The following is a 25,084-nucleotide window of genomic DNA, read 5'->3' on the forward strand; positions in this document are numbered from 1 at the left end:
TACACTATCTAATGGGTCGACGCACTGGTTTCGCGGTCGGTGCCGTGGTCGCAGCGGTCGCCCTCTTGACGGTCGCAGCCGCGCCGGCAGCGGCGCATACAAACGACGCCGAGGCGGACGCCCAGCTCTCGGAGAACGGCACGCTGCTCCTCGAGTGGGAGTTCAGCGAAATCAACGGCTGGCTCGTCGTCCGGGCAGACAATAACGGCGAGCCGGGCGAGCCACTCGGTGCCCGCCGCGTCGACGCTGAGACGGCGTTCCAGACCGATACGACGGTTCAAATCGACAAGGAAGCGTGGGGTGAGCAAACAGGCAGTCGTGAAATCTGGGTAAATCTGCACCGCGAAGAGGGCGGTGAGGGCTTCGACCTCGAGGACGACCCGCTGGTGACAGCCTTTGGGAACCCCGCCGGCAGCCAGTTGACCGTTGAGAAAGCCAACCGGACAGCCCACGTCAGCGCACAGGATTTCGGCGCCCAGCAGACGACGAACAACACGGTTACCGTCCGGCGTGTCGTGATGCCCGAGAACGGCTACCTCGCCATCCACGACTCCGGCGCGGAGATTCCGGGGAACGCCGTAGACGGTGATATCGGCGCCGCTGTCGGCACGACGGAGCTGTCGGCGGGCGTCCACGAGAACGTGACCGTCGAACTCGACCCGGGGTACGTCGCGGACGGAGCGGAGAGCCGCATCGTCCAGGCCGTCCTCTACCGTGGTGAGGAGTCGTTCGATGCCGCCTCGACGGAGCGGGTGATGGCCGGCGACGCGACCATCAACACCGCGTTCGGTGTCGAGTTCCTTCGCGATGGGACGCCGACACCGACGCCCGATGAGTCGTCGGTCGTCAACACACCGGAGCCGACCGACACCAGCACCGAGTCACCGACGAGCGACGCTGATGGCCCGGGGGTCGGCGTACTCGGCGCACTCGTGGTGTTGCTCTCGGTCGGGGTCGGGCGGCGACGACTCGGCTGAACGGCCAGCGGAACCCACTTGTTCCTGACCCACATACGCAAGGTACGTTCACGGGAAAGATTCGATGATATACGATTTCCTGCTCGGCCTGCTGCTGCTGTTCGGGTCGCTCGGCGCCGCCGGCATCCTCGGCGTGGCGCTCGCGGCGTTCGTCCAGCGGCGCTCCTGGCCGTACCTGCTCGTCGCACTCGCCGTCGCGACGCTTTTCGCCCGCGCCGCCATCGGCGTCGGCTACATGGGCGGGTGGCTGGTGCCACAACAGCATCACCTGCTCGAACACGGCCTCGACGTCACGATGTCCGCGCTCGTCATCGCGGCCGTCCTCTCCGCCAACACCCTCTCGAAACCCATCGGCGGTGAGACGGGATGAGCGACGTGCGAAGGCGCATCGAAAGCCACGTTCGTGACGACCCCGGCATCCATTTCAACGAACTCCAGCGCGAACTCGACCTCGCTGCCGGGCAGACACAGTATCACGTTCGCCAGTTGCTCGACCGCGGCGCCATCGCCGCCGAAGAGCTGTTCGGTCGCACCCACTACTACCCGCCGACGTACGGCGAATGGGAGCGGCGTGCCCTCGCGTTGCTCCGCCGGGAGACGAGCGCGGAGCTCATCGCGACGCTCCTCGATGGGGGGCCAACTCGCCCGGTCGACCTCGCCGAATCGGTCGGCATCGCCCGGAGCACGCTCGCGTGGCACGCAGACCGCCTCGTCGAGGCTGACCTCGTCGAGAAGCGCCACGACGGCCACCTGCTGGCCATCACCGACGAGGCGCGTACTGCGGAACTGCTCGCCGCGGCCGACCCGACGCTCCCGGAGCGACTCGTCGACCGATTCACCCGGCTCGTCGACGCCCTGCTGGAGTGATTCGACGGCTGAACCACAAGCCGGATGCCCGACTGGAACCTCCCTCCGGTAATGCAACGCCGCAGATACCTCCAGGCGTGTCTCGGCGCCGGGGTGGCCAGCCTGGCTGGCTGTACCGACCTCGGCCTCGTCGAGACGCGTGACCTCTCTTCTGCACCGCCGGTGCTCGACAATCGGCCGGATGCCGTCTACTTCCCCACGCACGTCGACGGGATGGAGCTGGTCGGCATGGCCGAACACGAGAGCGGCGACTACGCCGCGGCGCTCACCTACACCTATCCCCACCGATTCTGGCGTGTGGACGCGACGACGGACGCCGTCGAAGACGCGACGCTGGAAGCCGTCAAAGACGGTGACGACGTTCACCTGATGGCGGTTGTCTGGGATCCGAAAACGGAGCGGACGCTCCCCGAATCGGGCGTCAGCGTCGATATCTCGATGGGTGGCGACCCCTTAGACGAGCAGGTCATCTACCCGATGCTATCGCCGCGGATGGGCTTTCATTACGGCGCGAACTTCGCGCTCGACGGCGACGGCGAGTACACGGTCGACATCGACATCGGCGGGACGAACGTCCGTCGCACCGGCGCCTACCAGGGTCGCTTCGTCGACGCAGCGACCATCACCATTCCCTTCGAGTTCAGCGCGAGCAAGCGGGACGAAATCCCCGTCGAGCGGACGACGGAACGGGCCGGCGAGGCAGCCGCTCCGCCGGTCATGGACATGGCGATGCCACTCGGTATCGCGCCGGCGCCCGATTCCCTGCCCGGTCAGTACCGCGGCACGACAGCGAGTGGCGATGCCGAGTTCGCCGTCACCACACTCAAGCGCCCGCCAGAGGGTAGTGACGGCGATGGCACGTATCTCGCTGTCTCGGCGCGAACACCGTACAACGAGCTGCTGCTCCCGGCCATGGCACTGGAGGCACGACTCCGACGCGATGGAGAGACGGTGTTCGAGGGGTCGCTCGAGCGCACCTTCGACGACAGCCTGAATTACCACTACGGAGCCGTCGTTGGCGACATCGCGGCGGGCGACGAACTCGTCATCGACGTCCGCACGCACCCCCAGATTGCGCGGCACGAAGGCTACGAAACGGCATTCCTCGACATGCCGAGCGCCGAACTCACCATCTAGGCTCGACGCCGTCGTTTTGGTGCCGCAGCTCCAAGCGAAACCGTGCCCTCGGAATGTGTGGTTTGCGGCGCCGACGCAAGCGTCAGCGACGCCTGTCCCCACTGCGGGACAGCCTGCTGTCCCGAACACCGCCCACCCGAGGCCCACGACTGTCCCGGCACCGACGCCGGCATGACGACCGGCTGGCGAGTCGACCTCGATATCGGTACGTCGAGCGAGCCGGCGGACAGCGGTACCTCCCTGTCGACGCTGTTCCGACCCGGCGTCGGCCTCGCCGTCGTCACGCTCCTGCTCGTGGTCGTCGCGCTGGGCGCCGTCGCCACCGTCGGCCCACTCGGAGGCGACCTCAACACGACGGCCGTCGAACACGACATCGTCGACCGGACGAACGAGGAGCGACTCGCAGCCGGCGTCGGCGAAACGGCCCACGACCCCGAACTGGCGGCCGTCGCCCGCACACACAGCCGCGACATGCGCGACCGCGGCTTCGTCAATCACACCAATCCCGACGGCGAGGGGCCGGACGACCGCGTCCGCGCGGCCGGGCTCGACTGCCTGACCGGCGAGAACATCTATCAGGCGCCGCGAGGCGCCCTGGCGAGTTCGGCTGCTGCACTCGCAGACCACATCGTCCGGGCCTGGATGGACTCGGTCGGCCATCGCCGCACGCTGCTTCGAGACCGCTACACCAGACAGGGCGTCGGCGTCGCTGTCGGCGAAGATGCGATCTACGTGACGCAGGTGTTCTGTTGACTCCGAGGCAGCCCGCGCTTACAGAAGCGAGAAGATGGCGAGCGGAACCCCGAAGAGAAGCACCGTCATCGCGACGAGAACGAGCCCGTAGGCGATGAACGTCCCGGCGGCGGTGACCAACGCGGGATGTTCGTATTCCTCTTTGAGTTCGGCGACGTTCATATCCGGAGATTCGGTCGCTGTCCCTTAGGTGTACCGCTACCGCCCAGCGTTACGGGACGACGACTGCCCGCCCTTCGACCTCGCCGGCTTCGAGCCGCTCGAACGTCTCGGGAAGTTCATCCAGGGACACCTGCTCCGTGCGCACGTCGAGTCGACCCTGCCGGGCGATGTCGAGCACCGCCCGAAGCTCGGTCGGATTGCCCCACTGCACCGTCCGGTAGGTGATTTCGCTCCCGACGAGAGGGTTCCAGGAGAAATCGACGCTTCCGCCACCGATGCCGGCCAATACGAGCCGCCCGTCAGCGCCGAGGACGTTCGTCGCCCACTGGAGCGTCTCGTCAACGCCGACAAAATCGATGACGGCATCGACGGAACCGCCCGCGGCATCCTGAATCTCCCGTGGCACAGACCCTGACGTATCGACGGTCGCGTCGGCGCCGAGTTCCACGGCCCGTTCGAGCTTCGCGGGCACCTGGTCGACCGCGACGGTGTGACAGCCCGCGAGGTGGGCGAACTGGACGCCGAACTCGCCGAGGCCGCCGACGCCGACGATTGCGACGCGGTCGCCGGTGTCGAGGTCGGTCTTCTGGAACGCACGATACGGGGTTAGCCCGGCGTCCGTCAGCGGCGCCGCAGCGACGGGGTCGAGCCCGTCAAGCGGGATGCAGTAGTCCGCAGTCGGGATGCGCAGGTATTCCGCGTAGCCGCCGTCGTGGCCGATGCCGAGCCAGTTCGAAAGGTTACAGAGTTGGTCGTCGCCGCGGGCACACACCTCGCAGTTCCGGCAGCCCCAGCCACCGAAGACGGCCACGTCGGTGCCGACATCGAGAGCGACGCCATCGCCCGTTTCCGCGACGGTGCCGGCGACTTCGTGGCCGAGTGTGCGTGGTTCGACGAGCGGTATGTCGCCGTCCATGATGTGCAGATCGGAGTGACAGACGCCGCAGGCGGCCACCTCGACCAGTACCTCGCCGGGGCCGGGCGTCGGCCGGGGAACGTCCTCGATTCGAAGCCCCTCGCCGGGATGAAAGCGTGCTGCTCGCATGGGCCGAGAGGGCATGCCACGGGCAAAGAGCGTTCCGGTGGCGACAACCCAGCCGCCGTCAGGCCAGTATTTCCTTGATTCGGCGCGGCTCCTTGGAAAGGGAGGGGTCGTCTTCGATCATCTGCAGCACCTCGTGGTCGGTCACGTCGGGGTAGTCCTTCCGCGTGGCCTCCTCGATGAGGGCTTTCTCCAGCCGGAACTCGGTGCCGTCGTAGATGACGTCGACACCCTGCTCGTCGAAGGAAAGAACGGTCATACACGGGTTTGGCGACTGCCACCTATAAGGGATACGTTGAAAACGCGACGGAGCTTCCCCTCCCCGTCGCTGGGGCGCGCCCGAAGGCGCATCGACGGCCCCATCGACCTGTATTCACTCGGCTGACAAGTGTCTGCCGGCCGTCTGACGCCCGAGGAGGTTTTAATAGCGGTGCCACGCAGGTGTACACCGTGTTCGGCTCCGACCCGCTCGAGGAACTAGTGATTCCGGACGGGACGCACGTCCAGGAGCACGACCTCGTCGCAGAGGGCGACGTGCTCGTGGGCGGGCAAAGCGTCGTCGAGCTGGGCGTCCGCGGGGGCAACGTCATCGCCGGCGAGCGCGTCCGCTTCGACGGCGACATCGAGGCCGATGGCGACTGCCGACTCGACATGTGGTGTGACGTCGACGGCAACGTCCTCGTCGGCCAGGACGCCTATCTCGGCGAGCGGGTTCACATCACGGGCCAACTCATCGTTTCCGGCGACCTCGATATCGGCGATGATGTCGACATCGAGCGCGGCTTCGAAGCCAACGGCTGGATCGTCATCCGCAACCCCATGCCGACCATCGTGTTCCTCTTCGTCTACCTCTCACAATTGCTCCGCATCGGCGAGGAGGAGGCTGCAGACGAGGTCGTCGACGAATTCCTGACCGACGACCGGGAGGCAGAACCCGTGGTCATCCCCCGCGGCGCGCGCGTCTCGGACGATACCTGGCGCGTCTCCACGCCCGCGACCATCGGTGACGACTGCCGCCTCCACGGCAACATCCGGGCAACGACCATCGAGGCCGGCGCCGATACCGAGGTGTTCGGCAGTCTCCGCGCGAAGGAAGACATCCACGTCGGCGCGGGCACGATTGTCCACGGCGACGTGACGACGAAAGGTGGCGACGTGTTCGTCGCCCCCGACGCACACATCCGCGGGGACATCTCCTGTGAGGACTGTGAGCTCTCGGAGGCCGCCGAGGTCGACGGCGCTATCCGGGCCCGCGGCGAGACGAGCTTCACGACGGCGCCGGAACCCGAGGTCGAGGCGGCCAGGGAGGACGCCGAGGCTGAAGCCGAAGCGACCGAACCCACGCCCGAACCGACCTCTGCCGTCGTCCCGCTCGGAGAGGGAGACCTCCCCGAACCGGAGCCAACTCAGGCGTTCGTCCGTCTCGGCGACGGGGAACTCGATGTCGAGGCGACGCCGGCCGTCATCCCGGTGTCCGAAAGTGAGGTCGACTGGGATACCGACGACGACCCTTCAGCGAACGGTGCCGCCGAGGACGTATCCGGTATCATCGCCGAAGCCGAAGAGTCCTGAACTGCGTCGCCGACCCTTTATCGGCGCTCGCCAGACCGCTACCGGGAATCATATACGGCGGCCGGCGATACTCCGTGTATGCTCTCGGTCGCGCTCGCCGGCAAGCCCAACGCCGGCAAATCGACGTTCTACAAGGCCGCCACGATGGCGGACGTCGACGTCGGCAACTACCCGTTCACGACTATCGACGCCAACCGTGGCGTCAGCCACGTCCGCACCCGCTGTCCGTGTCTCGACCTCGAAAAGCGGTGTGACAACGACAACTGCCACGACGGCAAACGCTACGTCCCGGTCGAACTTCTCGACGTGGCCGGCCTCGTTCCCGGTGCCCACGAGGGCCGTGGCCTCGGCAATCAGTTCCTTGACGAGCTGACGAACGCCGACGTCATCCTGAACGTCGTCGACGCCTCCGGCGGGACGAACGAAGAGGGCGAACCCGTCGAGGTCGGCTCGTATGACCCCGTCGAGGACGTCCACTTCATCGAAGAGGAGATGGATTTGTGGCTCGCCGGCATCATCGAGGGGAACTGGGAAACCATGATTCGGCAGGGTCGCTCGCCGGAGTTCGATTTCGAGGAGGCGCTCACCGAGATGCTGACCGGCGTCGGCGCGTCCGAACACGACGTGATGGCCGTCCTTCGGGAACTCGATTACTCGACCGACCCCGGGTCGTGGGATGACGACGACCGCGAGGAGCTGGCCCGCCTGCTCCGGGAACGAACCAAGCCCATCGTCGTCGTTGCGAACAAAGCCGACATCGCACCCGACGAGAACATCGAGCGGCTGGAAGAAGCGGCCGGCCACGTCATCCCCTGCACCGCCGAGGGCGAACTCGCGCTCCGGCAGGCCGTCGAAGCCGGCGTCATCAACTACGACCCCGGCGACGAGGACTTCGAAATCACGGGCGATATCTCGGGCGCACAGGAGGAGGGGCTCAACCGCATCCGCGACGTCATGGGCGAGTGGGGCGGCACCGGTGTCCAGCAGTCGCTCGATGAATCCATCTACGACCTGCTCGACCGCATCACGGTCTACCCCGTCCAAAACGAGACGCGGTGGACGGACGGGCAGGGCAACGTTCTCCCCGACGCCTTCCTGTTGGCTGAGAACGCGACACCGAAAGACCTCGCCTTTGCCGTCCACTCCGACATCGGCGAGGGGTATCTCCACGCCGTCGACGCCCGCGAGAAGCGCCGCATCGGCGAAGACCACGAACTCGATGAGGGCGATGTCGTCAAAATCGTCTCGACGGCGAGCTAGCCAATCCAGACGGCGACGAGAAGCACCGCGAGGAAGAGATACGACCCCCGGATGAGGAGTTTTGCCGCCAGGCCGTCATCCTCGCCAGCGCGCCACGCGAAGCCAGCGACGACGCCAAAGACGACCGGCGCGGCGGCACTGACCGGCGGGAAGACGCCGACGACGGCGAGCGCAACGACGACCACCATTCCGACCGCCATCAGTCCATAGGCGAAACGGCGGGCGTTCGCCGGGCCGAGGACGACCGCAACGGTTCGTTTGCCGATGGAGCGGTCGTACTCGTGATCTTTCGCGTCGTCGATGGTCTTGATACCGCTGAGAACGAGGAGGAACACGGCCGCGAACGCGACCACGCTCGCAGTGAGCGTCGTCGCCTGGACGTAGAACCCACCCAGGAGCGCAAAAGCGATGCCGGCCGGGTAGCCCGCCGTCGCGCCGAGGGGGTTGAGGTCGAGTTGGGGCGCGTGCATGTAGCCGATAACCCAGCCCGGTAGCGTGAGCAGTGCAGCCCAGACGTCGACGAGGGCGCCGATGGCCACGAGACAGACGAAGAAGACGCCCGTTGTCCCGGCAAGGGCAGCGCGGCAGCCGCCAGCGGTCAACGGGTGGTCGTCGTCCTCACCACGCTTGTAGAAATCGACGTAGCCGTCCTTGATGTGGGCGGTGTAGAGGGCGGCGAAGGCGGCAGTGAGGTGGAGAGCGAGCAGGGTCACGTCGAGACGGCCCGCGAGGACGGCGCCGAACGCCGAAGCGGCCAGCGGCGGGAGCATGAACACGGGGTGCACCTGCGAGGCCAAGGCGCCGACGTCGGCACGGATGCCCGAGCCATGACGTGCGAGTGCCATGTGTACCCCATGGTAGCAATCGCCATTATTCTACTGACGGGAGCAATCGACTCGCCGCTCTGCCCGCTATCGAATCGCGTTCGTCGCCTCGCGCATGATGTCGAGGGCCTCCTTCAGCGTCTCGACGCTCACGGCGTAGGAGATGCGGGCGTGGCCGGCCCCGTTCTGTCCGAACGCCTCGCCGGGCACGACGATGACGCCGCGGTCGATGACCTCGTCGACCCAGCCGTCGGGGACGCGCGGCATCGCGTAGAAAGCGCCTCGCGGCGTCGGCACGTCGAGGCCCATGTCTTCGAGGCCGTCGAGCAACACGTCGCGGCGCTCCATGAACGCCTGCCGCATCTTCTCGGGATGGTCTTGTGGGCCGGACAGCGCCGCCTCCGCGGCGTACTGGGCGGGCGCCGACGCACAGGCCTGAGCGTACTGGTGGACGCGGAGCATTCGCTCGATGCGCTCGTGGGAGCCGGTCACCCAGCCCAGCCGCCAGCCGGTCATCGAGTACGCCTTCGAGCAGGCGTTGACGACGACGACGTTGTCCGTGTCGGCGAAGGCCGCCGGTGAGTAATGCTGGCCATCGAAGACGAACCGGCCGTACACCTCGTCGGAGATACAGAGCACGTCGTACTCGTCGGCGATGCGTGCGAACGCGCGCATGTCCGTCTCGCTTTGGACGGCCCCGGTCGGGTTCGCGGGGCTGTTGACGACGAAGGCGGCCGTATCGTCGGTGATGGCCTCCTCGACGGCATCGGGAGACATCGTCAGGTCGTCACGGAGCCCGACAGGTCGTGGCTCGCCGCCGGCCAGATGCGTTAGCGCCTCGTAGGAAACGAACCCAGGGTCGGGGTAGATGACCTCGTCGCCGCTGTCGACGTGGGCCTCCAGCGCGATATGCAGCGCCTCGCTCCCGCCAGCCGTCGCGATGACGTCGCTGGGGTCAACCGAGAAGCCGTCGTCGCGTTCGTGTTTCGCCGCGATCGCTTCGCGCAGTTCCAGTGTGCCCTTATTCGACGTGTAGCCGTCGGCTTTGCCGGCCTCGATGGCGTCGATAGCTGCCCGTCGGGCGTTCTCCGGCGTGGGGAAATCGGGCTGGCCGAGCCCGAGGTTGATGGCGTCCTCGCCGGCCGCCTCGAACACCTCGCGGATACCGCTGATAGAGACCTTCTCGACGCGCGATGAGAACTCCGTCATGGGGTATTGCCCGGCGCCTATCGGGTTAACTCTGCTGGATACCGACCGAGCGATGGCGAGGAACGGTATTTAGAAGATATTTTTGCCGGTGTTAGCGACGGAGGATTTTCTGACAGTCGACCCGTATAGTCGCGTCATATCACCCTCAGGCTGGTCTATTCGTTGAGGGAGACCGTCATGCTTCGAGGTCGAACTTACCGTTAGCTTCTCGGGCATAAGCCTGCGTCTCCTACGGCCGTCAATGACTAAGACACCGTTCTCAGTGACGAGACGGTCGTATCTCGCAGGTGCCGGTGCGGCAGCGACGGCCGGACTGGCCGGCTGTCTCGGCGGCGGCGGTAACGGCGACGAACTCACCGTGGCATACATGCCCATCTTCCCCGATCTCCAGTATTTCGTGATGGAACAGGAGGGGTACTTCTCGGAAATCGACGCCACGATCGACGGTCGGGAGTTCACCGACGGCCCGGCCATCATCCAGGCGTATGGCGGCGGCGAACTCGATATCGCCATGTTCGGCATCGTCCCGGCGATGATCGTCATCGACCGCGGGCTGCCCGCGAAGGTGACCGCGGCCAACATCGAGGAGCCGATGGGCATCATGGCACACGAAGACCTCCAAGCGATGTGGGACGAACACGGCAGCGACGCCTTCGGCGTCTGGGAGGAAGAGACGGGCCAAAAGTTCCGCTTCGGCACGTTCCCGCAGGGGTCGGTGCCGGACGTGTTGCTCCGCTACTGGCTGAGCGACGTCGTCGGCGTCGACCCGGAGACGGCGGTCGATATCACCGAAATCGGTGGCGCGAACGCCGTCTTCCAGGCCATCGTCAACGGCGAAATCGACGGCACTTCCATCATGGAGCCGGTTCCGACTCGGGTCGCCGATACCGACTCGCCCGTCTCGATGTTCCGAACCGCGGCCGAAATCATGCCCGGCCAACCGGCTGCCGTGACGCTGATGAGCGACGAGGTGCGGAACTCCGAACTCGGCACCCAGTTCCTCGAACAGCACGTCCGAGCCACGGAGTTCATCGAGAACAACACCGACGCGACCGCCGACATCGTCGAAGAGGGCATCGGCATGTCCAGCGACCTCGCAACGAAGGCGCTGCAGGGGCCGCTCTCGAACTTCGTTACCGACCCGGGTGAAGTCGAAAACGGCACGGAAATCTTCTCCTCGTTCGCCCACGAGAACGGACAGATCGACAAGGAACTCTCCCTCGACCAGATATTCGATTACGGCGTCTACGAGAACCGCTAACGGTGAGTCGGGATGGCAACTGACGTCGAAACCGGGGTCGACTCCACCGGCGAAACCGAGATACACCCACTGGAGAATCTCGACCCACAGCGTGCCGCACTCGGCACCATCGGTATCGTCGGTTTCGTTCTGTTGTGGCACATCGCATCGGTATTCAACCCGCCGTACGTCCTCCCGTCGCCGCTATCGGTCGCGGAGACGTTCTACGCGGAGGCGGCATCCGGCGAGATGGCGACGGCGCTCTTCCAGAGCATTCTCCACTGGCTGCCGGGCACCATCATCGGAACGCTCCTCGGCGCCGGCGCCGGCATCGCGTTCGGCTGGAGTCGGCTTCTCGACGATATCTCCGCGCCCATCATCCGATTGCTGCGCCCGGTGCCGCCGCTTGCGCTCATCGGTTTCGCCATCGCCTGGATCGGCATCAACAACGGCGGAGCGGCCTTCATCATCGCCGTCGGCGCGTTCTGGATCAACTTCTACGCCGCCTACGGCGGCATCGAGGGCGTCTCCGATGACCTGCTGGACGTGGCCCGAAGCCTCGGCGTAAACGGCGACATCGAGTTGATTCGGACGGTCGCCATCCCCGCCGCCTCGCCCGATATCCTGACGGGTGTCAGAACCGGTATCGGGCGCTGCTGGATGCTCGTCGTCGCCTCCGAGATCTTCGGCGTTCCCGGCATCGGACGGCGCATTCTCCGCGCATCGAACAATCTCCAGGTCGATGTGGTCATCACCTACATCCTCGTGTTGAGTTTCATGTTCCTGCTCGTCGACGTGGCGTTCCGTGCCGCACAACGGAGGGTGTTGGCATGGCGATGAACGAACGACACGACGCACGCGTCCGCGTCGAGGGCGTCGACAAGCGCTATGAGACGAAGCAGGGCCCCGTGCAGGCGCTGCGTGACATCACGTTCGATGTCGACCCAGGCGAGTTCGTCTGCATCGTCGGCCCTTCCGGCTGTGGGAAGACGACCCTGTTCCGCATCATCGCCGGACTGGAGGATGCTACCTCGGGATCGGTGTATCTCAACGGCACCGCCGTCACGGAGCCATCACCCGACATGGGCGTCGTCTTCCAGGAGTACCATCTCTTCCCGTGGCGAACCGTCCGCGGCAACGCCGCTTTCGGGCTCGAAAAACAGGGCGTGCCGGCGGCCGAGCGCCGCGAGCGCGTCGACCACCTCGTCGACCTCGTCGGCCTGGAGGGGTTCGGCGACAGCTATCCGAAAGCGCTCTCGGGCGGCATGAAGCAGCGCGTCGCCATCGCGCGGGCGCTCGCCGTCGACCCCGACCTCCTCCTTATGGACGAGCCGTTCGGCGCCGTCGACGCCCAGACCAAGGAGATGCTGCAGGACGAACTGCTCGACATCTGGCAGGAGACGGGCAAGACCATTCTCTTCGTCACCCACGACGTCGAGGAGGCGGTCAAACTCTCGGACAGGGTCATCGTGATGGCCAAAGAGCCCGGGCGAGTCCGCGAGACCGTCGATATCGACCTGCCGCGACCCCGCTCCCGCGCCGACCCCGAGTTCGGTGACTACTACGAGCACGTTCTCGACCGTATCCGGAATTAAGGCCTGTGGAGACTGCGCTCCCTGTGGATACACCCGTATCTGCAAAGCGCGTCGTGGAGACAGGAAGCCCCACCCGCAAGGAGCGAACCGCGTCAGCGGTGAGCGAGTAGGGTGGGGTAGTTCACGGCCGGACGTACGCATAGCCCGCACTCTGCCGGCGCGTCAACTCGGCCATCGCCGAGGAAACGACCACAACGCCGTCGACCAGCTCCTTCGTCGTGTACTCCTCGGAGCCCTCGATGGAGTTCCGGCAGGCACACACCTCGACACCATCGTCGAGCAGGTCACGAACGCTGTCGGCGGTCAGGGCATCGGACAGCAGATGCGCGATGCCACCGGCGTTCGCGACGATAGCGATGTCCGGATCGATGCTGCCATCGGCGAGCAGATTCGCGACGTTCCGCAGCGCTTTGCGGCCGTACGACTCCGCGCCCTCAGGGATGTGGAAGACGGTTCGGTCAGGCATCGTCGGTGGCCTCGCGCAAGTCCTCGATGTGCTGTTCGAGTCGCCGCAGCGTCGCGTCGGCGTCGGCGTATCCCTCTTCGTACTCGTCGTAGGCGGTGTCGGTCTTCCGAAGGAATCGCTCGACTGCTTCCTCGGTCTCGGTCATACTCTCACCTGCGCAGGCCAGCACGAAAAACCACTGTAAGTATCCGCGCGAGCAAGGCGAGGCGCGACCGAAGTGAGCGCCTCGGACAGTCGAGCGGTGAGCGGAGCGAACCGCGAGACGAGCGAGCGCGCGCATATTTTCCCCACGTTTTTGCCGCGGGCGGCGGCCCGCGGCCGCCGCCGGATGCCGTGGTCGTTCGAAAGGCGCTTTGCGCCGTTCGTGATGACGAGAGAGCGGAGCGCTCTCGGATCACGGCGAAGCCGCCACGCGTGAGGCGTGTTCGGCGCGTTCCGCGCCGAACCGCCGGCGTGCAAAAAGTGAGTGTTAGTCGTCGCCGTGTTCGTCGACGATGACGACTTCGCCGTCGACGATGTCGACGTTGATGAGTGTCTTCGCGGTGTAGGATGATGCTTCGAGCCTGTTCTCGCCGTCGACCTTCTTGATGACGGCGACGACGTCGACGATATCCGCGCCGATATCTTCGAGGGCGTCACAGATGGCTGACAGCGTGCCCCCCGTCGAGAGCACGTCGTCGAGCACGAGGACGTTGTCACCGGCCTCGACATCGTTGATGTACATCTGATTCTCCGAGTAGCCGGTCTGCTGGAACAGCGGCGTCTCGCCATCGAGGCCGTACTCACGTTTCCGGATGACGACCAGCGGAATATCGCTCATCAGCGAGACGGCAGTCGAGATGTGGATGCCCATCGCCGCGGGCGTGACGATCTTGTCGACATCCTCGAGCTGGGCCTTCCGGATGATCTTGATGACGATTTCCCGGAGCAGGCTCGGTTCGAGCATCGGGACGCCGTCGCTGATCGGGTGGACGAAGTAGTGATACCCCTCCTTCTCGATGATCGGCGCGTCGAGCAGCGACTGCTGAAGTTGATCCATGGAAGGCGTAATCGAAGCCGGCGGTAAAAGTTGACGATACGAGCTATCCGAGTGGCAGAGCACGGCCGCCGACGAAGGCGAAATGCCAGAGGCCGGCCAGAAGCAGGAACACCGTTCCCGCGGCGGCGGCAAGCGCGAGCGTGACGGCTCCGAAGCGGTCGTAGCGCTGCCCCGCGGCATCGAGGAGTGCCCACGCTGCCAGCAGACTGCCGACGCCGAGGCCGAGAAGTGCGTGGGTCTGGACGGCCTCGCCGCGAACCGCCTCAGTGTACCACAGATACACGACGAGCGATTGGCCGCCCACGAGGACGCCGGCCGCGTACGTGAACGCACACGTCCGATACCGTTCGGCGACGACGCGTCGAACGGAGCCGAGCCGGGCGACCCCGTAGACGGCAAGCGGGAACAGCGGGAGCAGATACCGGACGGTGATGGCCGCGTGTATCGGCATCCGCGGCAGATACACGAGCGTCAACAGCACGGCGTACACGCCGACGAAGACGTCGACCGTTCGGAGCGCCGAGAGTCGGCGCTGCTCGATGACGGTTCGAAGCCGGCCGCGGAGGTCGGCACGGGCCGCGAGAATCGGAACCGCGATGAGTGCGGCAGCCAGCGGCATCGCTTCGAGGAAGGCGAGCCGAATCGCCTCGCCCGTGTCGCGGGCCGCGACATCGGCGATGTAGCCGCCGCGGATGAACGTCGGATAGAGGCGGCTCGATTCGGAGAGTGCGGTTTCGGCGCCCCTGCTGAGGAGGCTGGCGAGGAGGTCGAGCGCGCCCGCGAGCGTATCGATGATTTCGCTTCCAGCGTCGGCTGGAGTCGGCGTCTCGGTCGGTTGAGCCGTAGGGGTACTCTCGGAACTGCTTGCCTCCGTCGGTGTCGCCGTGGAACCGCCTTCGCTTGCTGCCGTCTCGGTTGGCGTTGCCTCTCCGCCAGTCGCGTCCTCGCCGCGTTCGGCCAGCGCGCCGCTGCCGCCGGCGGTGAGCGCCCGAGGCGGTTCGGCGGGGTTTCCGGTCACGAACAGATTGGTGATGAACATCGGCAGGACGGAGACGATGGCGACGGCGCCGGCGGCAGCCAGCGACCGCAGGCTCCGGCCACCCGTCGGCACATCGACAGCGAGCAACGCGACGAGGAGTATCACACCTTCGGCGGCGCTCACCCAGGCAGCGATGCCGATGGGGACGTACGCGGCAGCCCGAAACCGGACATCGATGGGTCTCGATTCACGGCTCCGATACAGACAGTACATCGACCCGATGGCACAGAGCGCGATGAGGACGTGCCGCTTCGGGAACTGCGCCCAGAAGCCGATGGGCGTCGCGAGACCTGCAGCCACTCCGGCCGCGCCCCCGACTCGACGAGAGTACGCCCGCGCGAGGAGTCGATAACAGCCGACGCCGACGAACGCCGCCGCGACCATCGTCTGCAGCTGCAGCGCGATGAGGTAGTGTTCGTCAGCACCGATAGCGGTGGCGCTGGCGACGACGCCGACGAACGAGAGGAGGGCCGCGGCGCTGCCGACGTATGCGGCCTCTTCGGGATAGTCGAGTTCGCGCCCGACGAGCAACGCAAGCGCGAGTATGGTGAGCGCCCAGCCCGCGGCGAGGGCGACGCGGAGGTCAGCAACTGCCGCGACCGCCTGAACCGCCCACAGGAACGGCAGTGCGAGGAAGATCTGCCCGTAGTTCCGCCCGTAGATTCGGCCGTTCGCGGTGCCCATGCCGGGCGTGTTCAGATTGAAGCCGTACACGGCGCGTTCGACGTAGAGCTGCCCGTCGGAAACCGCGACGAGCGTATTGGCGACGGTGTAGGTGTCGGTGATGAGAATCCCGATTCGCCAGTACGCCAGATACGTCACGAGCGCCGCGAGGAAGACGATAGCTCCGAGGCGGTCACCGACGACTGCCCGCCCGAGGCGTCGAGCCCTCGACGTCACTGCTTCACCTCGATTTCGATGGTCTGCTCGATGAGCAGTCGGTCGCCCGCCTCGTCGTACACGTACACGCGAGCGACACCCGTATACTCAGCTCGGCTTTCGTTGACCCGGTCTTGCTCCAGCGTGGACGGCGAGAACGTGAGGTCGTATTGACCCGCATAGCCGTCGTCGAGGAACGTGACGCTCGAACGACTGTGGTTCAGACCGGGGACTGTAAGCGAGTACGCGACCGTCGGCTGGCCGGAGACGTTCTGTACGCGAACCCGTGCCGGGTCGATGTGGAGTGTGTACGGCCCGCCCTCGTACTCAGCGGGGCTGAGCGTCGCCGTCCGTGGCACCTCCTCGACGGTGACGTTCGCGGTGCCCGATCCTGGGGCGAACGTTTCGGTCTCGGTCAGAGAGATGCCGACGAGGGGCCCCGAAACGAGCGTCGCACCGAGCAGAAGCACGATTGTGAGGGCAATGACGGCACGGTCAGAGCGCATCTGAACGCTCCAGCGCCCGTGGCGGCATAAGTCCACCGGGCGAGGTCGTTCAGTCCGTGAGTTCTGACGCGAGCGCGTCGGTGACGTATCCGCCGATTTCGGCCTTGCTGCCCTCGTGTTCGGTCACCGTCTCCGCCCGGACGAGGAGGACGCGGCTCGTCTCCGCGCCCATTACGCTCGCGTCGTTGGCGACGACGAAGGACAGATCCGCGCGGTCGAGCGTCTCGCGGGCCTTCTCAATCATCGCGTCGTCGTCGCCGCTGGTCTCGACTTTGAACCCAACGATGGGGAGGGCGGGGTGTTCGGCACGAACCGTATCGATTAGTTTCGGCGTCGGTTCGAGTTCCAGCGTGAGCGACTGCCCGGAGCGAATCTTCTCCGGGGCCGCATCCACGGTGTAATCACCGATGGCGGCCGCGGAGACGAGCGCGTCGGCGTCATCGGTCGCCGCACGCACCGCATCGAGCATCTCCTCGGCGCTTTCCACGCGCTCGACGTCGGCGTATGGCACGTCGGGGCCGTCGTGGACGAGCGTCACGTCGGCACCACGGGCGTAGCAGGCCTTCGCGACGGCCCGCCCCGTGCGCCCGGAAGCGCGGTTCGAGATGACGCGGACGGGGTCGATAGCCTCGCTCGTCGCACCGCTCGTGACGACAACGTGTTGTCCATCGAGGACGCTATCGCCGGCAGCGCGCGCGGTGTCGAGGACGATTGCCTCCTCGGTCGCGATTTTGGCCTTGCCCTCCGCTAATCGGGGGTCGACGAAGGACACGTCCCACGACTCCAGCGTTTCGATGGCGTCGATGACGCCGGGATGGTCGTACATCGGGGCATGCATCGCGGGCGCGACGACGACCGGCATGCCGGCCCCGAGCGCCGTCGTCGCACACGTCGTTACGGGCGTGTCGTCGACGGCACCGGCGATTTTGCCGAGCGTGTTCGCCGTCGATGGCGCAAGCAGGAGTACGTCCGCCCAGCCGTCGTATCCGCAGAGTTCGACGTGTTCGACCGACCCGGTAATCTCGGTGACGATGGAGTTCTCGGTCGCGAACTCCAGAGCCCACGGGTGGATGATTCCCTGTGCCGAGTCAGTCATGACTGCGCGTACCGCGGCGCCCTGCCGCCGGAGTTCGTGGGCCAGTTCGACTGTTTTCACTGCCGCGATGGAACCCGACACCCCCAGCGCGACGTTGACGCCCTCAAGCATCGCCGGACGTTCGGTGCGCCCGGATAAAAACTATCGTGACACGCGGTCGGGCATCGACGCCGCGGGCGGCACGGCGCGTTTGTGCTCACTGCCGTCGACCAGCGAGGCCAACCGCTCGGCGATTTCCATTTCGACGTCGGTGGTGTCGGCGGCCGATTCGGTATCCTCGCCCGCGTCGACGTAGGCACGCAGGAACGGGTCGATATCCTCATACGGGGCGCCGATTTCACCCTCGTCGGTCTGGCCGGCCCATAGCTCCGCGGTCGGCGTTTTCTCGATGAACGTCTCCTCGACGCCGATGTGTTCGGCCAGGTCGTACACCTCGGTCTTGTAGCGGTCGCCGAGCGGGCGAACGTCGGCCCCGCCGTCGCCGAACTTCGAGAAGTAGCCGAGCAGATACTCGGAACGGTTGTTCGGCCCGATGACGAGGCCGTCGTGGACGTTGGCCTCCAGGTAGAGAAACACCATCCGCGTCCGCGCCCGGACGTTGCCAAGCGAGAGGATGTCCACGTCGTAGGGGACGCGGTCGGCGTATTCGGCGACGAGTGGCGCGATGTTGGCCTCTCGCCACTTGATGCCGACGCGTTCACACAGTGCTCTTGCGTCGGCCATGTTCTCCGGAGCGCTCGGATTATCCGGCAACACGAGTCCGGTCACCCGGTCAGTGCCGACCGCCTCGACGGCCAGATGGAGCGCCACCGTCGAGTCGAGGCCGCCGCTGATGCCGATGACGTATCCGTCGGCATCGTCCGGCAGCCGGTCTTCGAGAAACGACACCGCGCGCTCGCGGGCAACGGCAGGGTCGACATCAGCATCGGCGTCGGTCGACATACATCGGGCTACCCCGCCTCGGCACGTAAGCGTGGGGGCTACTCGGTGTCGACCCTACTTTCCTGGATGACCCTCTCGAACTCGGCGACACGCTCGACACAGCAGTCCGGCACCAGGTCACGCCACGATTCGCCCGCTCGCATGCGACGGCGAACCTCCGTTCCGGAGTAGGTGTCGGGGTAATGTAGTTCCTGTTCGACGATTTCGGCGTCGGTGTGCTCCTTGAGGAGGCGCTGTACGAGATCGTTCCCGGAGACGGCGACCTCGGCGTCGGTTCGGTCGACGAGCCGCTCGGCCCAGACCGGATAGCCAGCTTCGCCGCGGTCTTCGTCCGCCACGCGAACGATGTCGATATCGGGATGACAGCCGCGGATGACGTACTCGCGTTCCTCGGCGGTCAGTGGGTTCTCGGCAGTTCGGGATTTCTCGGGGCTGCCGAGCGCGATGACGAGGCCGAACCGCTCTTTGTACTCGCTGACGACGCGGTGGTGGCCCTCGTGGAACGGCTGGAACCGTCCGAGGAACGCGGCTCGGCACACGGTTCCCGTTGGCAGGGAGTTATGATAAAGGGGCGCCGTATGCGCGGGAGAACACGCAATCCTCGTGGCCTCGTGTGGCTTGTATGGCATACGAATTCCCGAGTGACGGTGCGGAGTGGATCACCGAGTACGGCCAACTGCTGAACGAGAACGACGACTATCAGGAGGTGGGCGGGGGCTGGGGCGTCGATTTCGACGGCGATTTCCTCTTCGCCGTCGAGCCCGACGACGCCTACGATGGCCCGGAAGTGTACTTCTTCCTCGGGCTGGAGGACGGCGACTGCACTGAGGCGTACGAAGTCGACGACCCGGACGAGGAGGAGTACGGCTTCGTCTTCCGCGGCCCCTACACGAGCTGGAAGCGGCTCTTCACCGGCGACCTCGGCCCCATTGACGGCATGATGTCCGGCGAGTTCGAAATCGAGGGCGATATGCAGAAAGTGTTGCAGTACAGTGAAGCCGCAGTCGAGATGACCGAAACGGGTCAGCAGATCGATACTGAATTCGAGTACTGAACTACCCCTCGTCGCGCCGTTCGGCCACGCTCGGATGCATTGTCGGTTCGTCCGGGTGTCGCTCATCGAAGGCCTCGGTCATCACTTCGAGCGATTCGCGCTCCCGGCGGCGACGCTCCTGTTCGTCGATCTCTTCACAGCCCGGCGGTACCTCACGCCCTCGGTCGGTGAAATACCCCTCCGGTGCGACCCAGTCGTGGTAGAAGGGGACATCGGAATCGTCGACGAGCGTCAGCGCGACCTCCGCGCCGTGGCCGGCACAGACGACGGTCTGGTGGAGTTTCTCGGCGATGCGACCGGCAGCGTAGAGGCCGTCCACGCCCGTTCGGCCGAAATCGTCGATGTCGATGTACGTCTTTGACCCACGGTCAATGAAGCCGACGCCGTCGATGGCTTCGAGATAGTCGGTGTCCGACCACGAGGCGACGACGACGTAGTCGGCCAGAAGGTCGAACTCCTCGTCAGCCTCGACCCGGATGCGAAAGCCGTCCTCCGCATCCTCCGCCTCCGCGAGTGTCGTCACGACGCCCTGCTCGAACAGACAGCCGTTGCGACCGGCCTGCGCTTCGAGCAGATCGAGAAAGAGCCGAGCGTTGACGCCGGCCGGAAAGCCAGGGACGTTCTCGAGATGGGCGTTCCGCTGGAGGACGGATTCGCCGTGGTTGATAATGACCGTATCGAAGCCGGCGCGGGCGGTGAACGTTGCAGCGGTCAGTCCCGCGACGCCGCCGCCGATGACGGCGACTCTGGGGTTCTCGGTGTCGCTCATACGCCCGGGTTCACCGCGGTGGCCTACAAACGCCCCGGTTCGTACCGGGAGATGATTTATCCGCCCCGCCTCGCACAACCGACCGTGACGCAGTACGTACTCTACGGCGGGAAAGGCGGCGTCGGAAAGACGACCTGTGCGGCGGCGACCGCACTGCAGTACGCCCGGGAGGGCCACGCCACGCTCGTCGTCTCGACCGACCCCGCCCACTCGCTGTCCGACGTGTTCGACGCGCCCGTCGACGCCGAACCGACACACGTCCGTGACGATATCGACCTCTGGGCGGTCGAGATCGACCCCAGTGAGCGCATCGGGCAGTACCGCGGCCAGGTCAGCGCCGCCCTCTCGGAGCTCGAAGACCTCGGTATCTCGCTCGACGAGAGCGATCTCGACGACGTCATCGAGGCTGGCGTCGCGCCGGGTACTGACGAGGCTGCTGCGATGGATCTCTTCGTCGATTACATGGACGACCCCCGTTACGATTACATCGTCTTCGACACGGCACCGACCGGCCACACGCTTCGCTTGCTCAAACTCCCCGACGTGATGAGCTCGGCCATGGGCAAACTCATCTCCGTGCGCTCGCAGATGTCGAGTCTCGCGGACTCCGTGCGAGGCTTTCTCGGCACCGGTGACGACGAGGCCGAGGAGAAGCCGGATATCGAGGCCGAAATCGACCTCGAAGAGCTCCAGGCGCGCATGGAGCGCGTCGGGCGGGTGTTACGTGACCCCGAACGCACCGAGTTCCGCGCCGTCCTCATCCCGGAGACGATGGCCGTCCTCGAAACCGAGCGCCTGCTCGCCGAACTCGACGCCTACGACATTCCGGCGGGCCGGGCCATCATCAACAAGGTCATCGAAGACCCGACGCCGGAGTGTGACCTCTGTCAGGCGACCCACGAGAGCCAACAGAAACGCATCGGAGAGGCCCGAGAACGGTTCGAGCTACCGATAACGCTCGTCCCGCAGTTCCACGGCGAAGTGCATGGCCTGGAGGCGATCGAACGAGTCGCAGACCGCCTCGGGGCGAACGCTTAGGAAGGCGGCGTCCGAACGACGCCTGTGGACACTGTCGAGGTTTCGACCATCGTCTATCTGCCGCCCGATGAGGTGTACGATTTCCTCCTTGGTTTCCGGAGCTACGCAAAGTACTCAGAGCATCTCACCGGCGTCCGCCAGTTCGGCGACGGCTCGCCCGGCACCGAGTACGAACTCGATTTTACCTGGTGGAAACTCACCTACACCACGCGCTCGCGGGTGACCGATGTCGACCCGCCACACCGAATCGACTGGCGCATCGTGAAAGACATCGACGCCGTCGGACAGTGGATCGTCGAACCGTTGGAGGAGGACGCCGAGAAAACGAAAGCGACCCTCCGTGTCGAGTACGCACCGGGGTCGGCCGACGAGCGCACCCTCGAGTTACCGCGGTTCGTCTCGCTCGATTGGGTCATCGAGAAGGTGAAGCCGAAGGTGCAATCCGAAGCCGAGCGCGTGGTTCGGCGCATCGTCGCCGACCTGGAAGGTGAGCGCCGGGACGTGGAACTGGAGATCGAAACGAGTTGAGACGAATCGAAACGGGCTCGCTTACGGAAGTGCAAGGAGAAAGCCCCGCCCTTCGGGGAATCCTCGCCCGGTAGCGCGGGGAGGATGTCAATCGGTTTCGTAATCGCCGCCGTACTTCATGAAGAAGTAACCGAGGCCGAGCGTCGTCACCATCGCAAACATCGTCGCCACGGTGAGCGCCAGTGCCTGATCGGGGATCGTGATCGCCGGGCCCTCATTCTGAGCGAGTTCCTTCGTCGGCACGTCGTCGCCGACTGCGACGCCGCCTTTCATCCCCTGGCTGACGTGGGGTTCGCATTTGTAGTTCGTAATGCCAGCATCCTCCTCGGTGAACTCGTAGGAGTAGGTGTGGCCTTCCTCGCCGATGGGGTCACCGCTGTCGATGCCGGCGGGGCCCTCCTCGGCGACGACGTTGTGGGAGCCACCTTCACCAGTCCACTCCCAGGTGACCGTCGTTCCGGGCGAAATCCAGATGGCTGGCGGGTCGAATGCCAGCCCATCGCCGGCGCCCACCGAAACCGTCACTTCGCTCTGGTCGCGGAGATCCTGGGCGGAACCCTCCTCGTAGAGGTTCGCGTCACCGAGGAACGATCCGTAATCCGGCACTGTCTGCTGTGCGGCGGCCGTCCCGGAGGCCGCTGCCGCAGCGGCCGACCCTGCTGCCGCCGTCATGAACCCGCGGCGACTCACCTCGTTCGTGCTCATACCACCTCCTTGCGACCACCGCGTACTGAATCCTTCGAACTTTTTGCACGGTCGCCTGCGGCGACCGGCAAAAACTTCGATGAAAAATACCTCCTCACTCCCTCCGGTCGTTCGTCGGTAGCCGCGCTCCCGATGGTCGCGCGACAGAACCGCTCGCTACGCTCGCGGATACAAGCCAACGCGGTAGTATCTCGGCGTCGAAATCAATTCGAAAACGAACGCAAGCATCCGCGCGAGCGCAGCGAGCGCGGTTCGCAGGACGCGACCGCAGGGAGCGTCCTGTAGCGCCCGACAACTACCGCGGCCCTCCGGGCCGCGACAGGAGGAGCGGGTTGCGGGCACCGCCCGCAACCGAATGGCCGTGGCGGCCTGCGGCCGCCACGCAGCGCGCATATTTTCCCCAAGTTTTTGCCGAGAACCGGTGTCGCGCGCCATTCGGCGCGCGACCCGTGTTCTCGTGCAAAAAGTGGGGTTCCTACATGTAACCGAGGTCGCGCAGGCGCTCCATCAGGTCTTCTTTGTCCTGGGCGCGGCCAGCGCGCTCGGTCGTGTTCTCGAGGTCTTGCAGCCAGGCGGGCTCCTCGTCGCTTTTCTCCGTCGAAATCTCGCTGCCGAGCGAGCGGAAGCCGGCGAAGTACTTCGGTGAAACCGGAATGTCCTCGTGGGTGAGTTCGTTCGGGAGGTCGTCGTAATCCTGCGGCACGTAGCCGTCATCCGGGAAGCCTTCGACGGTTTCAGGGACGACGTAGTACCAGAAGGCGTCCCAGACGTCGGCTTCGTCGAACTGCAGGATGGGCTGAATGCGGTCGTGTGGCGGGTAGATGTCGGGGTTGTGGCGGGGGCTGAAGAACGTCTCATCGGCACGGGCTTCCTGTTCGTCCCAGCGGATGCCCGAGATAATGCCGTCGATGTCGTGCTCCTCAAGCGTGTTGTTGAGCGCGACGGTCTTCAGCAGGTGGTTGCCGACGTAGGTGTCGAGCAGGAACGGGAACGTGTCCTCCTCGTATTCGAGGATGTTCCGAATGTGGTGTTGGTTGTGTTCGGAGAGTTCGTCGACGGGGATGTCATCGCCCGGTTCGAGGCCGTGCTCGTCGACGTACTCACCGACATCCTCATTGCGCGCGAAGATTACGTCGAGATCCCACTCCTCGGCCCAGCGGTCGACGAAGTCGAGCAGCTCGTCGAAGTGCTGGTAGTGGTCGATGAAGACCGCGGGTGGCAGGTCGTAGCCGTACTGTTCTGCGACCTCCTTCACGAAGTACAGCGTGAGCGTCGAGTCCTTGCCACCCGTCCACATGATGGCGGGGGTTTCGTACTCCTCGAGGCCGGTCTTGACGACCTCGACTGCCTTCTCGATTTTCTCCTCGAGGGTCGGGTAATCCTCGGGGTCTTCGCCTTCGCCGCCCGTGTAATCCACGTCGACGTAATCGGGGAATTCGCTCATAGCGTGTAATTACATCTAATTAGAAGAATAAAGGGTCTTTTGGGTTCTGCCAGTTTCGTCCCGACCGGCGACGATTCGTCTCGAAAAGCGGCTTGAATTGCCGGCTGCGGCCGAGGTCGAACGCTGATGGGTTCAGTGAGGTGTGTAGGAGAGCGACTGCTGAGCAGTCTGAGTCAGAGAATCAAGCCGGTACCGCTCGGCGGTACCGTTACTCGCTGATGAATTTGTTGTCGCGCCAGTTGACCGTATTTTCCGTTTCGCGCTCGCGTGGGTCGTCGATGACTTCGATGCTCGCGGAACGTTCCTCGCCGTCGACGATGCGTGTCGCCTCGAGTTCGTCGTCGACAGACGCAATCGTGGTGAGTGCGCCCTTGTCAGCGTACTTCGCGAGGTCACACAGTACCTCGAACATCGGATACTGCAGCGCCGTGTTCTGCAGCACGGTTTCGCGGTCGCCCTTGAAGCAGGCGTACTCGACGAGCTTGGAGTTGATTTCGGGTTCCTCTTCCTGCACTTGACCGCCCTCCCCGAAGCTGCTCCAGGTGGGGCCGTCGTCGTCGTCGTCGTCATCGTCGCTACTGCCGCCGCCGTTCTGCTGATCCGGGGGCGTCTCCTGCCACCCGTCCTCGGTTTCGTACAGTCGGTTCTCGGTCACGCTCGCCTTCAGCTGGGCGGTCGGCGTGTACTTCGAGATGTTTTCTTCGGCGGCAACAGCGCTGACGATGAGCGTGTTGTTCCGCCTGGTTATGTCGACGTCATCGATCTCGACGGGCAGTTCGTATTCGTCGAAGAACGTGTGTACGTCTTCAAGTTGCAGTTCTAACGTCGAATGGAGTCTGTAAACACGACTGGTCATGGTATCCCTGTCCCACAGAGGGTCGCCGCCCTCTGACGCGAGTGGTTCGAATAAATGTAGGGGTTCCTCACTTATATCACCTGTC

Annotated in this window: 30 protein-coding genes; 13 read left to right on the forward strand and 17 right to left on the reverse strand. The window is 65.2% G+C overall.

Annotation, left to right across the window (positions count from 1 at the left end; translation table 11 throughout):
• From ACI8UR_RS06020 to ACI8UR_RS06040, 5 genes are all read left to right on the forward strand, one after another.
• Positions 1 to 977: hypothetical protein (locus tag ACI8UR_RS06020; RefSeq protein WP_415087666.1), on the forward strand; the 977-nt coding region annotated here is incomplete at its 5' end.
• Between the two features lie 64 nt (positions 978 to 1,041).
• Complete coding sequence (locus tag ACI8UR_RS06025) at positions 1,042 to 1,347, forward strand: hypothetical protein (RefSeq protein ID WP_411715519.1); 306 nt, start codon at positions 1,042 to 1,044, stop codon at positions 1,345 to 1,347.
• Entirely contained in the window at positions 1,344 to 1,844 is a 501-nt protein-coding gene (locus ACI8UR_RS06030; RefSeq protein ID WP_411715518.1) for a winged helix-turn-helix transcriptional regulator, read from the forward strand. The genes ACI8UR_RS06025 and ACI8UR_RS06030 overlap by 4 nt, the downstream gene beginning before the upstream one ends.
• A 51-nt stretch (positions 1,845 to 1,895) precedes the next feature.
• The gene (locus ACI8UR_RS06035; RefSeq protein WP_411715517.1) at positions 1,896 to 2,981 is read left to right on the forward strand and encodes a hypothetical protein; all 1,086 of its coding nucleotides are present in this window, start codon (positions 1,896 to 1,898) and stop codon (positions 2,979 to 2,981) included.
• A gap of 42 nt (positions 2,982 to 3,023) precedes the next feature.
• Positions 3,024 to 3,734 (forward strand): CAP domain-containing protein, encoded by a 711-nt coding sequence (locus ACI8UR_RS06040; protein WP_411715516.1) that lies wholly within the window; start codon positions 3,024 to 3,026, stop codon positions 3,732 to 3,734.
• An 18-nt stretch (positions 3,735 to 3,752) separates the two neighbouring features.
• Here the strand turns inward: ACI8UR_RS06040 and ACI8UR_RS06045 are convergent, their stop codons facing one another.
• From ACI8UR_RS06045 to ACI8UR_RS06055, 3 genes are read right to left on the reverse strand one after another with little or no spacing between them, the layout of a single operon-like run.
• On the reverse strand, positions 3,753 to 3,896 hold the full coding sequence (locus tag ACI8UR_RS06045) for a hypothetical protein (protein ID WP_411715515.1): 144 nt from the start codon (positions 3,894 to 3,896) through the stop codon (positions 3,753 to 3,755).
• Positions 3,897 to 3,945: 49 nt separating this feature from the next.
• Positions 3,946 to 4,941: an alcohol dehydrogenase catalytic domain-containing protein gene (locus tag ACI8UR_RS06050; RefSeq protein ID WP_411715514.1), complete on the reverse strand. Its 996-nt coding sequence runs from the start codon at positions 4,939 to 4,941 to the stop codon at positions 3,946 to 3,948.
• 58 nt (positions 4,942 to 4,999) lie between these two features.
• The gene (locus tag ACI8UR_RS06055) at positions 5,000 to 5,197 is read right to left on the reverse strand and encodes a DUF5800 family protein (RefSeq protein ID WP_411715513.1); all 198 of its coding nucleotides are present in this window, start codon (positions 5,195 to 5,197) and stop codon (positions 5,000 to 5,002) included.
• 191 nt (positions 5,198 to 5,388) lie between these two features.
• Here ACI8UR_RS06055 and ACI8UR_RS06060 point away from each other — a divergent pair, with 191 nt between their 5' ends.
• Positions 5,389 to 6,510 (forward strand): acyltransferase, encoded by a 1,122-nt coding sequence (locus tag ACI8UR_RS06060; RefSeq protein ID WP_411715512.1) that lies wholly within the window; start codon positions 5,389 to 5,391, stop codon positions 6,508 to 6,510.
• 78 nt (positions 6,511 to 6,588) lie between these two features.
• Positions 6,589 to 7,770, forward strand: a complete 1,182-nt coding sequence (locus tag ACI8UR_RS06065; protein WP_411715511.1) for a redox-regulated ATPase YchF — start codon at positions 6,589 to 6,591, stop codon at positions 7,768 to 7,770.
• On the opposite strand, the gene ACI8UR_RS06070 is transcribed toward ACI8UR_RS06065, so the two are convergent.
• A complete protein-coding gene (locus tag ACI8UR_RS06070; protein WP_411715510.1) occupies positions 7,767 to 8,615 on the reverse strand; it encodes a UbiA family prenyltransferase in 849 nt (282 codons plus the stop codon). The two genes, ACI8UR_RS06065 and ACI8UR_RS06070, sit on opposite strands and share 4 nt — an antisense overlap.
• 66 nt (positions 8,616 to 8,681) lie before the next feature.
• A complete protein-coding gene (locus tag ACI8UR_RS06075; RefSeq protein WP_415087668.1) occupies positions 8,682 to 9,803 on the reverse strand; it encodes a pyridoxal phosphate-dependent aminotransferase in 1,122 nt (373 codons plus the stop codon).
• A gap of 241 nt (positions 9,804 to 10,044) precedes the next feature.
• On the opposite strand from ACI8UR_RS06075, the gene ACI8UR_RS06080 reads away from it, so the two are divergent.
• The 3 genes from ACI8UR_RS06080 to ACI8UR_RS06090 are packed head-to-tail and all read left to right on the forward strand — an operon-like array spanning position 10,045 to position 12,638.
• Positions 10,045 to 11,064 (forward strand): ABC transporter substrate-binding protein, encoded by a 1,020-nt coding sequence (locus ACI8UR_RS06080; RefSeq protein ID WP_411715071.1) that lies wholly within the window; start codon positions 10,045 to 10,047, stop codon positions 11,062 to 11,064.
• A gap of 12 nt (positions 11,065 to 11,076) precedes the next feature.
• Positions 11,077 to 11,883: an ABC transporter permease gene (locus ACI8UR_RS06085; protein WP_411715070.1), complete on the forward strand. Its 807-nt coding sequence runs from the start codon at positions 11,077 to 11,079 to the stop codon at positions 11,881 to 11,883.
• A complete protein-coding gene (locus tag ACI8UR_RS06090) occupies positions 11,880 to 12,638 on the forward strand; it encodes an ABC transporter ATP-binding protein (RefSeq protein WP_411715069.1) in 759 nt (252 codons plus the stop codon). Before ACI8UR_RS06085 ends, ACI8UR_RS06090 begins: the two co-directional genes overlap by 4 nt.
• 121 nt (positions 12,639 to 12,759) lie before the next feature.
• Here ACI8UR_RS06090 and ACI8UR_RS06095 read toward each other — a convergent pair whose 3' ends face one another.
• The 8 genes from ACI8UR_RS06095 to ACI8UR_RS06130 all read right to left on the reverse strand — a co-directional run bounded on the left by ACI8UR_RS06095 (position 12,760) and on the right by ACI8UR_RS06130 (position 19,144).
• Positions 12,760 to 13,104, reverse strand: a complete 345-nt coding sequence (locus ACI8UR_RS06095; RefSeq protein ID WP_411715068.1) for a hypothetical protein — start codon at positions 13,102 to 13,104, stop codon at positions 12,760 to 12,762.
• Complete coding sequence (locus ACI8UR_RS06100) at positions 13,097 to 13,249, reverse strand: hypothetical protein (protein WP_411715067.1); 153 nt, start codon at positions 13,247 to 13,249, stop codon at positions 13,097 to 13,099. The genes ACI8UR_RS06095 and ACI8UR_RS06100 overlap by 8 nt, the downstream gene beginning before the upstream one ends.
• Before the next feature lie 324 nt (positions 13,250 to 13,573).
• Positions 13,574 to 14,143, reverse strand: coding sequence for a hypoxanthine/guanine phosphoribosyltransferase (gene hpt / locus ACI8UR_RS06105; RefSeq protein WP_411715066.1), 570 nt, complete (start codon positions 14,141 to 14,143; stop codon positions 13,574 to 13,576).
• A 43-nt stretch (positions 14,144 to 14,186) separates the two neighbouring features.
• Positions 14,187 to 16,082 (reverse strand): hypothetical protein, encoded by a 1,896-nt coding sequence (locus tag ACI8UR_RS06110; protein WP_411715065.1) that lies wholly within the window; start codon positions 16,080 to 16,082, stop codon positions 14,187 to 14,189.
• Entirely contained in the window at positions 16,079 to 16,567 is a 489-nt protein-coding gene (locus tag ACI8UR_RS06115) for a hypothetical protein (RefSeq protein ID WP_411715064.1), read from the reverse strand. Before ACI8UR_RS06115 ends, ACI8UR_RS06110 begins: the two co-directional genes overlap by 4 nt.
• 49 nt (positions 16,568 to 16,616) lie before the next feature.
• The gene (gene coaBC, locus ACI8UR_RS06120) at positions 16,617 to 17,774 is read right to left on the reverse strand and encodes a bifunctional phosphopantothenoylcysteine decarboxylase/phosphopantothenate--cysteine ligase CoaBC (RefSeq protein WP_411715063.1); all 1,158 of its coding nucleotides are present in this window, start codon (positions 17,772 to 17,774) and stop codon (positions 16,617 to 16,619) included.
• A gap of 30 nt (positions 17,775 to 17,804) precedes the next feature.
• A complete protein-coding gene (locus tag ACI8UR_RS06125) occupies positions 17,805 to 18,605 on the reverse strand; it encodes an NAD+ synthase (protein ID WP_411715062.1) in 801 nt (266 codons plus the stop codon).
• Between the two features lie 38 nt (positions 18,606 to 18,643).
• A complete protein-coding gene (locus tag ACI8UR_RS06130; RefSeq protein WP_411715061.1) occupies positions 18,644 to 19,144 on the reverse strand; it encodes an adenylyltransferase/cytidyltransferase family protein in 501 nt (166 codons plus the stop codon).
• Between the two features lie 83 nt (positions 19,145 to 19,227).
• Between ACI8UR_RS06130 and ACI8UR_RS06135 the strand changes: the two genes are divergently transcribed.
• Positions 19,228 to 19,659: an SCP2 sterol-binding domain-containing protein gene (locus ACI8UR_RS06135; protein ID WP_411715060.1), complete on the forward strand. Its 432-nt coding sequence runs from the start codon at positions 19,228 to 19,230 to the stop codon at positions 19,657 to 19,659.
• A gap of 1 nt (position 19,660) precedes the next feature.
• On the opposite strand, the gene ACI8UR_RS06140 is transcribed toward ACI8UR_RS06135, so the two are convergent.
• Positions 19,661 to 20,428, reverse strand: coding sequence for an FAD-dependent oxidoreductase (locus tag ACI8UR_RS06140; protein WP_411715059.1), 768 nt, complete (start codon positions 20,426 to 20,428; stop codon positions 19,661 to 19,663).
• Positions 20,429 to 20,512: 84 nt separating this feature from the next.
• On the opposite strand from ACI8UR_RS06140, the gene ACI8UR_RS06145 reads away from it, so the two are divergent.
• Both ACI8UR_RS06145 and ACI8UR_RS06150 read left to right on the forward strand, forming a co-directional pair.
• Complete coding sequence (locus ACI8UR_RS06145) at positions 20,513 to 21,466, forward strand: ArsA family ATPase (RefSeq protein ID WP_411715058.1); 954 nt, start codon at positions 20,513 to 20,515, stop codon at positions 21,464 to 21,466.
• 24 nt (positions 21,467 to 21,490) lie between these two features.
• Positions 21,491 to 21,994 carry a type II toxin-antitoxin system RatA family toxin gene (locus tag ACI8UR_RS06150; protein WP_411715057.1) on the forward strand — a complete coding sequence of 168 codons (504 nt, stop codon included), beginning with the start codon at positions 21,491 to 21,493 and terminating at the stop codon, positions 21,992 to 21,994.
• Between the two features lie 87 nt (positions 21,995 to 22,081).
• Here ACI8UR_RS06150 and ACI8UR_RS06155 read toward each other — a convergent pair whose 3' ends face one another.
• From ACI8UR_RS06155 to ACI8UR_RS06165, 3 genes are all read right to left on the reverse strand, one after another.
• Positions 22,082 to 22,699, reverse strand: coding sequence for a halocyanin domain-containing protein (locus tag ACI8UR_RS06155; RefSeq protein ID WP_411715056.1), 618 nt, complete (start codon positions 22,697 to 22,699; stop codon positions 22,082 to 22,084).
• A gap of 475 nt (positions 22,700 to 23,174) precedes the next feature.
• Positions 23,175 to 24,143, reverse strand: coding sequence for a phosphoadenosine phosphosulfate reductase family protein (locus ACI8UR_RS06160; RefSeq protein ID WP_415087669.1), 969 nt, complete (start codon positions 24,141 to 24,143; stop codon positions 23,175 to 23,177).
• 208 nt (positions 24,144 to 24,351) lie between these two features.
• Positions 24,352 to 24,999 carry a hypothetical protein gene (locus ACI8UR_RS06165; protein WP_411716373.1) on the reverse strand — a complete coding sequence of 216 codons (648 nt, stop codon included), beginning with the start codon at positions 24,997 to 24,999 and terminating at the stop codon, positions 24,352 to 24,354.
• Positions 25,000 to 25,084 lie beyond the last annotated feature (85 nt).

Origin of the sequence: Natronomonas sp., from assembly GCF_047616845.1 — an archaeon.
In the GTDB taxonomy this organism is placed as follows: domain Archaea; phylum Halobacteriota; class Halobacteria; order Halobacteriales; family Haloarculaceae; genus Natronomonas.

Bases quoted from the DNA above. Each gene is read 5' to 3' on its own strand.
- ACI8UR_RS06075 (WP_415087668.1), bottom strand. From the start codon at position 9,803: ATGACGGAGTTCTCATCGCGCGTCGAGAAGGTCTCTATCAGCGGTATC.
- ACI8UR_RS06100 (WP_411715067.1), bottom strand. From the start codon at position 13,249: ATGACCGAGACCGAGGAAGCAGTCGAGCGATTCCTTCGGAAGACCGAC.
- ACI8UR_RS06070 (WP_411715510.1), bottom strand. From the start codon at position 8,615: ATGGCACTCGCACGTCATGGCTCGGGCATCCGTGCCGACGTCGGCGCC.
- ACI8UR_RS06055 (WP_411715513.1), bottom strand. From the start codon at position 5,197: ATGACCGTTCTTTCCTTCGACGAGCAGGGTGTCGACGTCATCTACGAC.
- ACI8UR_RS06125 (WP_411715062.1), bottom strand. From the start codon at position 18,605: ATGTCGACCGACGCCGATGCTGATGTCGACCCTGCCGTTGCCCGCGAG.
- coaBC (WP_411715063.1), bottom strand. From the start codon at position 17,774: ATGCTTGAGGGCGTCAACGTCGCGCTGGGGGTGTCGGGTTCCATCGCG.
- ACI8UR_RS06085 (WP_411715070.1), top strand. From the start codon at position 11,077: ATGGCAACTGACGTCGAAACCGGGGTCGACTCCACCGGCGAAACCGAG.
- ACI8UR_RS06045 (WP_411715515.1), bottom strand. From the start codon at position 3,896: ATGAACGTCGCCGAACTCAAAGAGGAATACGAACATCCCGCGTTGGTC.
- ACI8UR_RS06065 (WP_411715511.1), top strand. From the start codon at position 6,589: ATGCTCTCGGTCGCGCTCGCCGGCAAGCCCAACGCCGGCAAATCGACG.
- ACI8UR_RS06090 (WP_411715069.1), top strand. From the start codon at position 11,880: ATGAACGAACGACACGACGCACGCGTCCGCGTCGAGGGCGTCGACAAG.
- ACI8UR_RS06140 (WP_411715059.1), bottom strand. From the start codon at position 20,428: ATGAGCGACACCGAGAACCCCAGAGTCGCCGTCATCGGCGGCGGCGTC.
- ACI8UR_RS06035 (WP_411715517.1), top strand. From the start codon at position 1,896: ATGCAACGCCGCAGATACCTCCAGGCGTGTCTCGGCGCCGGGGTGGCC.
- ACI8UR_RS06115 (WP_411715064.1), bottom strand. From the start codon at position 16,567: ATGCGCTCTGACCGTGCCGTCATTGCCCTCACAATCGTGCTTCTGCTC.
- ACI8UR_RS06095 (WP_411715068.1), bottom strand. From the start codon at position 13,104: ATGCCTGACCGAACCGTCTTCCACATCCCTGAGGGCGCGGAGTCGTAC.
- ACI8UR_RS06030 (WP_411715518.1), top strand. From the start codon at position 1,344: ATGAGCGACGTGCGAAGGCGCATCGAAAGCCACGTTCGTGACGACCCC.
- ACI8UR_RS06160 (WP_415087669.1), bottom strand. From the start codon at position 24,143: ATGAGCGAATTCCCCGATTACGTCGACGTGGATTACACGGGCGGCGAA.
- ACI8UR_RS06025 (WP_411715519.1), top strand. From the start codon at position 1,042: ATGATATACGATTTCCTGCTCGGCCTGCTGCTGCTGTTCGGGTCGCTC.
- ACI8UR_RS06155 (WP_411715056.1), bottom strand. From the start codon at position 22,699: ATGAGCACGAACGAGGTGAGTCGCCGCGGGTTCATGACGGCGGCAGCA.
- ACI8UR_RS06165 (WP_411716373.1), bottom strand. From the start codon at position 24,999: ATGACCAGTCGTGTTTACAGACTCCATTCGACGTTAGAACTGCAACTT.
- ACI8UR_RS06050 (WP_411715514.1), bottom strand. From the start codon at position 4,941: ATGCGAGCAGCACGCTTTCATCCCGGCGAGGGGCTTCGAATCGAGGAC.
- ACI8UR_RS06135 (WP_411715060.1), top strand. From the start codon at position 19,228: ATGGCATACGAATTCCCGAGTGACGGTGCGGAGTGGATCACCGAGTAC.
- hpt (WP_411715066.1), bottom strand. From the start codon at position 14,143: ATGGATCAACTTCAGCAGTCGCTGCTCGACGCGCCGATCATCGAGAAG.
- ACI8UR_RS06080 (WP_411715071.1), top strand. From the start codon at position 10,045: ATGACTAAGACACCGTTCTCAGTGACGAGACGGTCGTATCTCGCAGGT.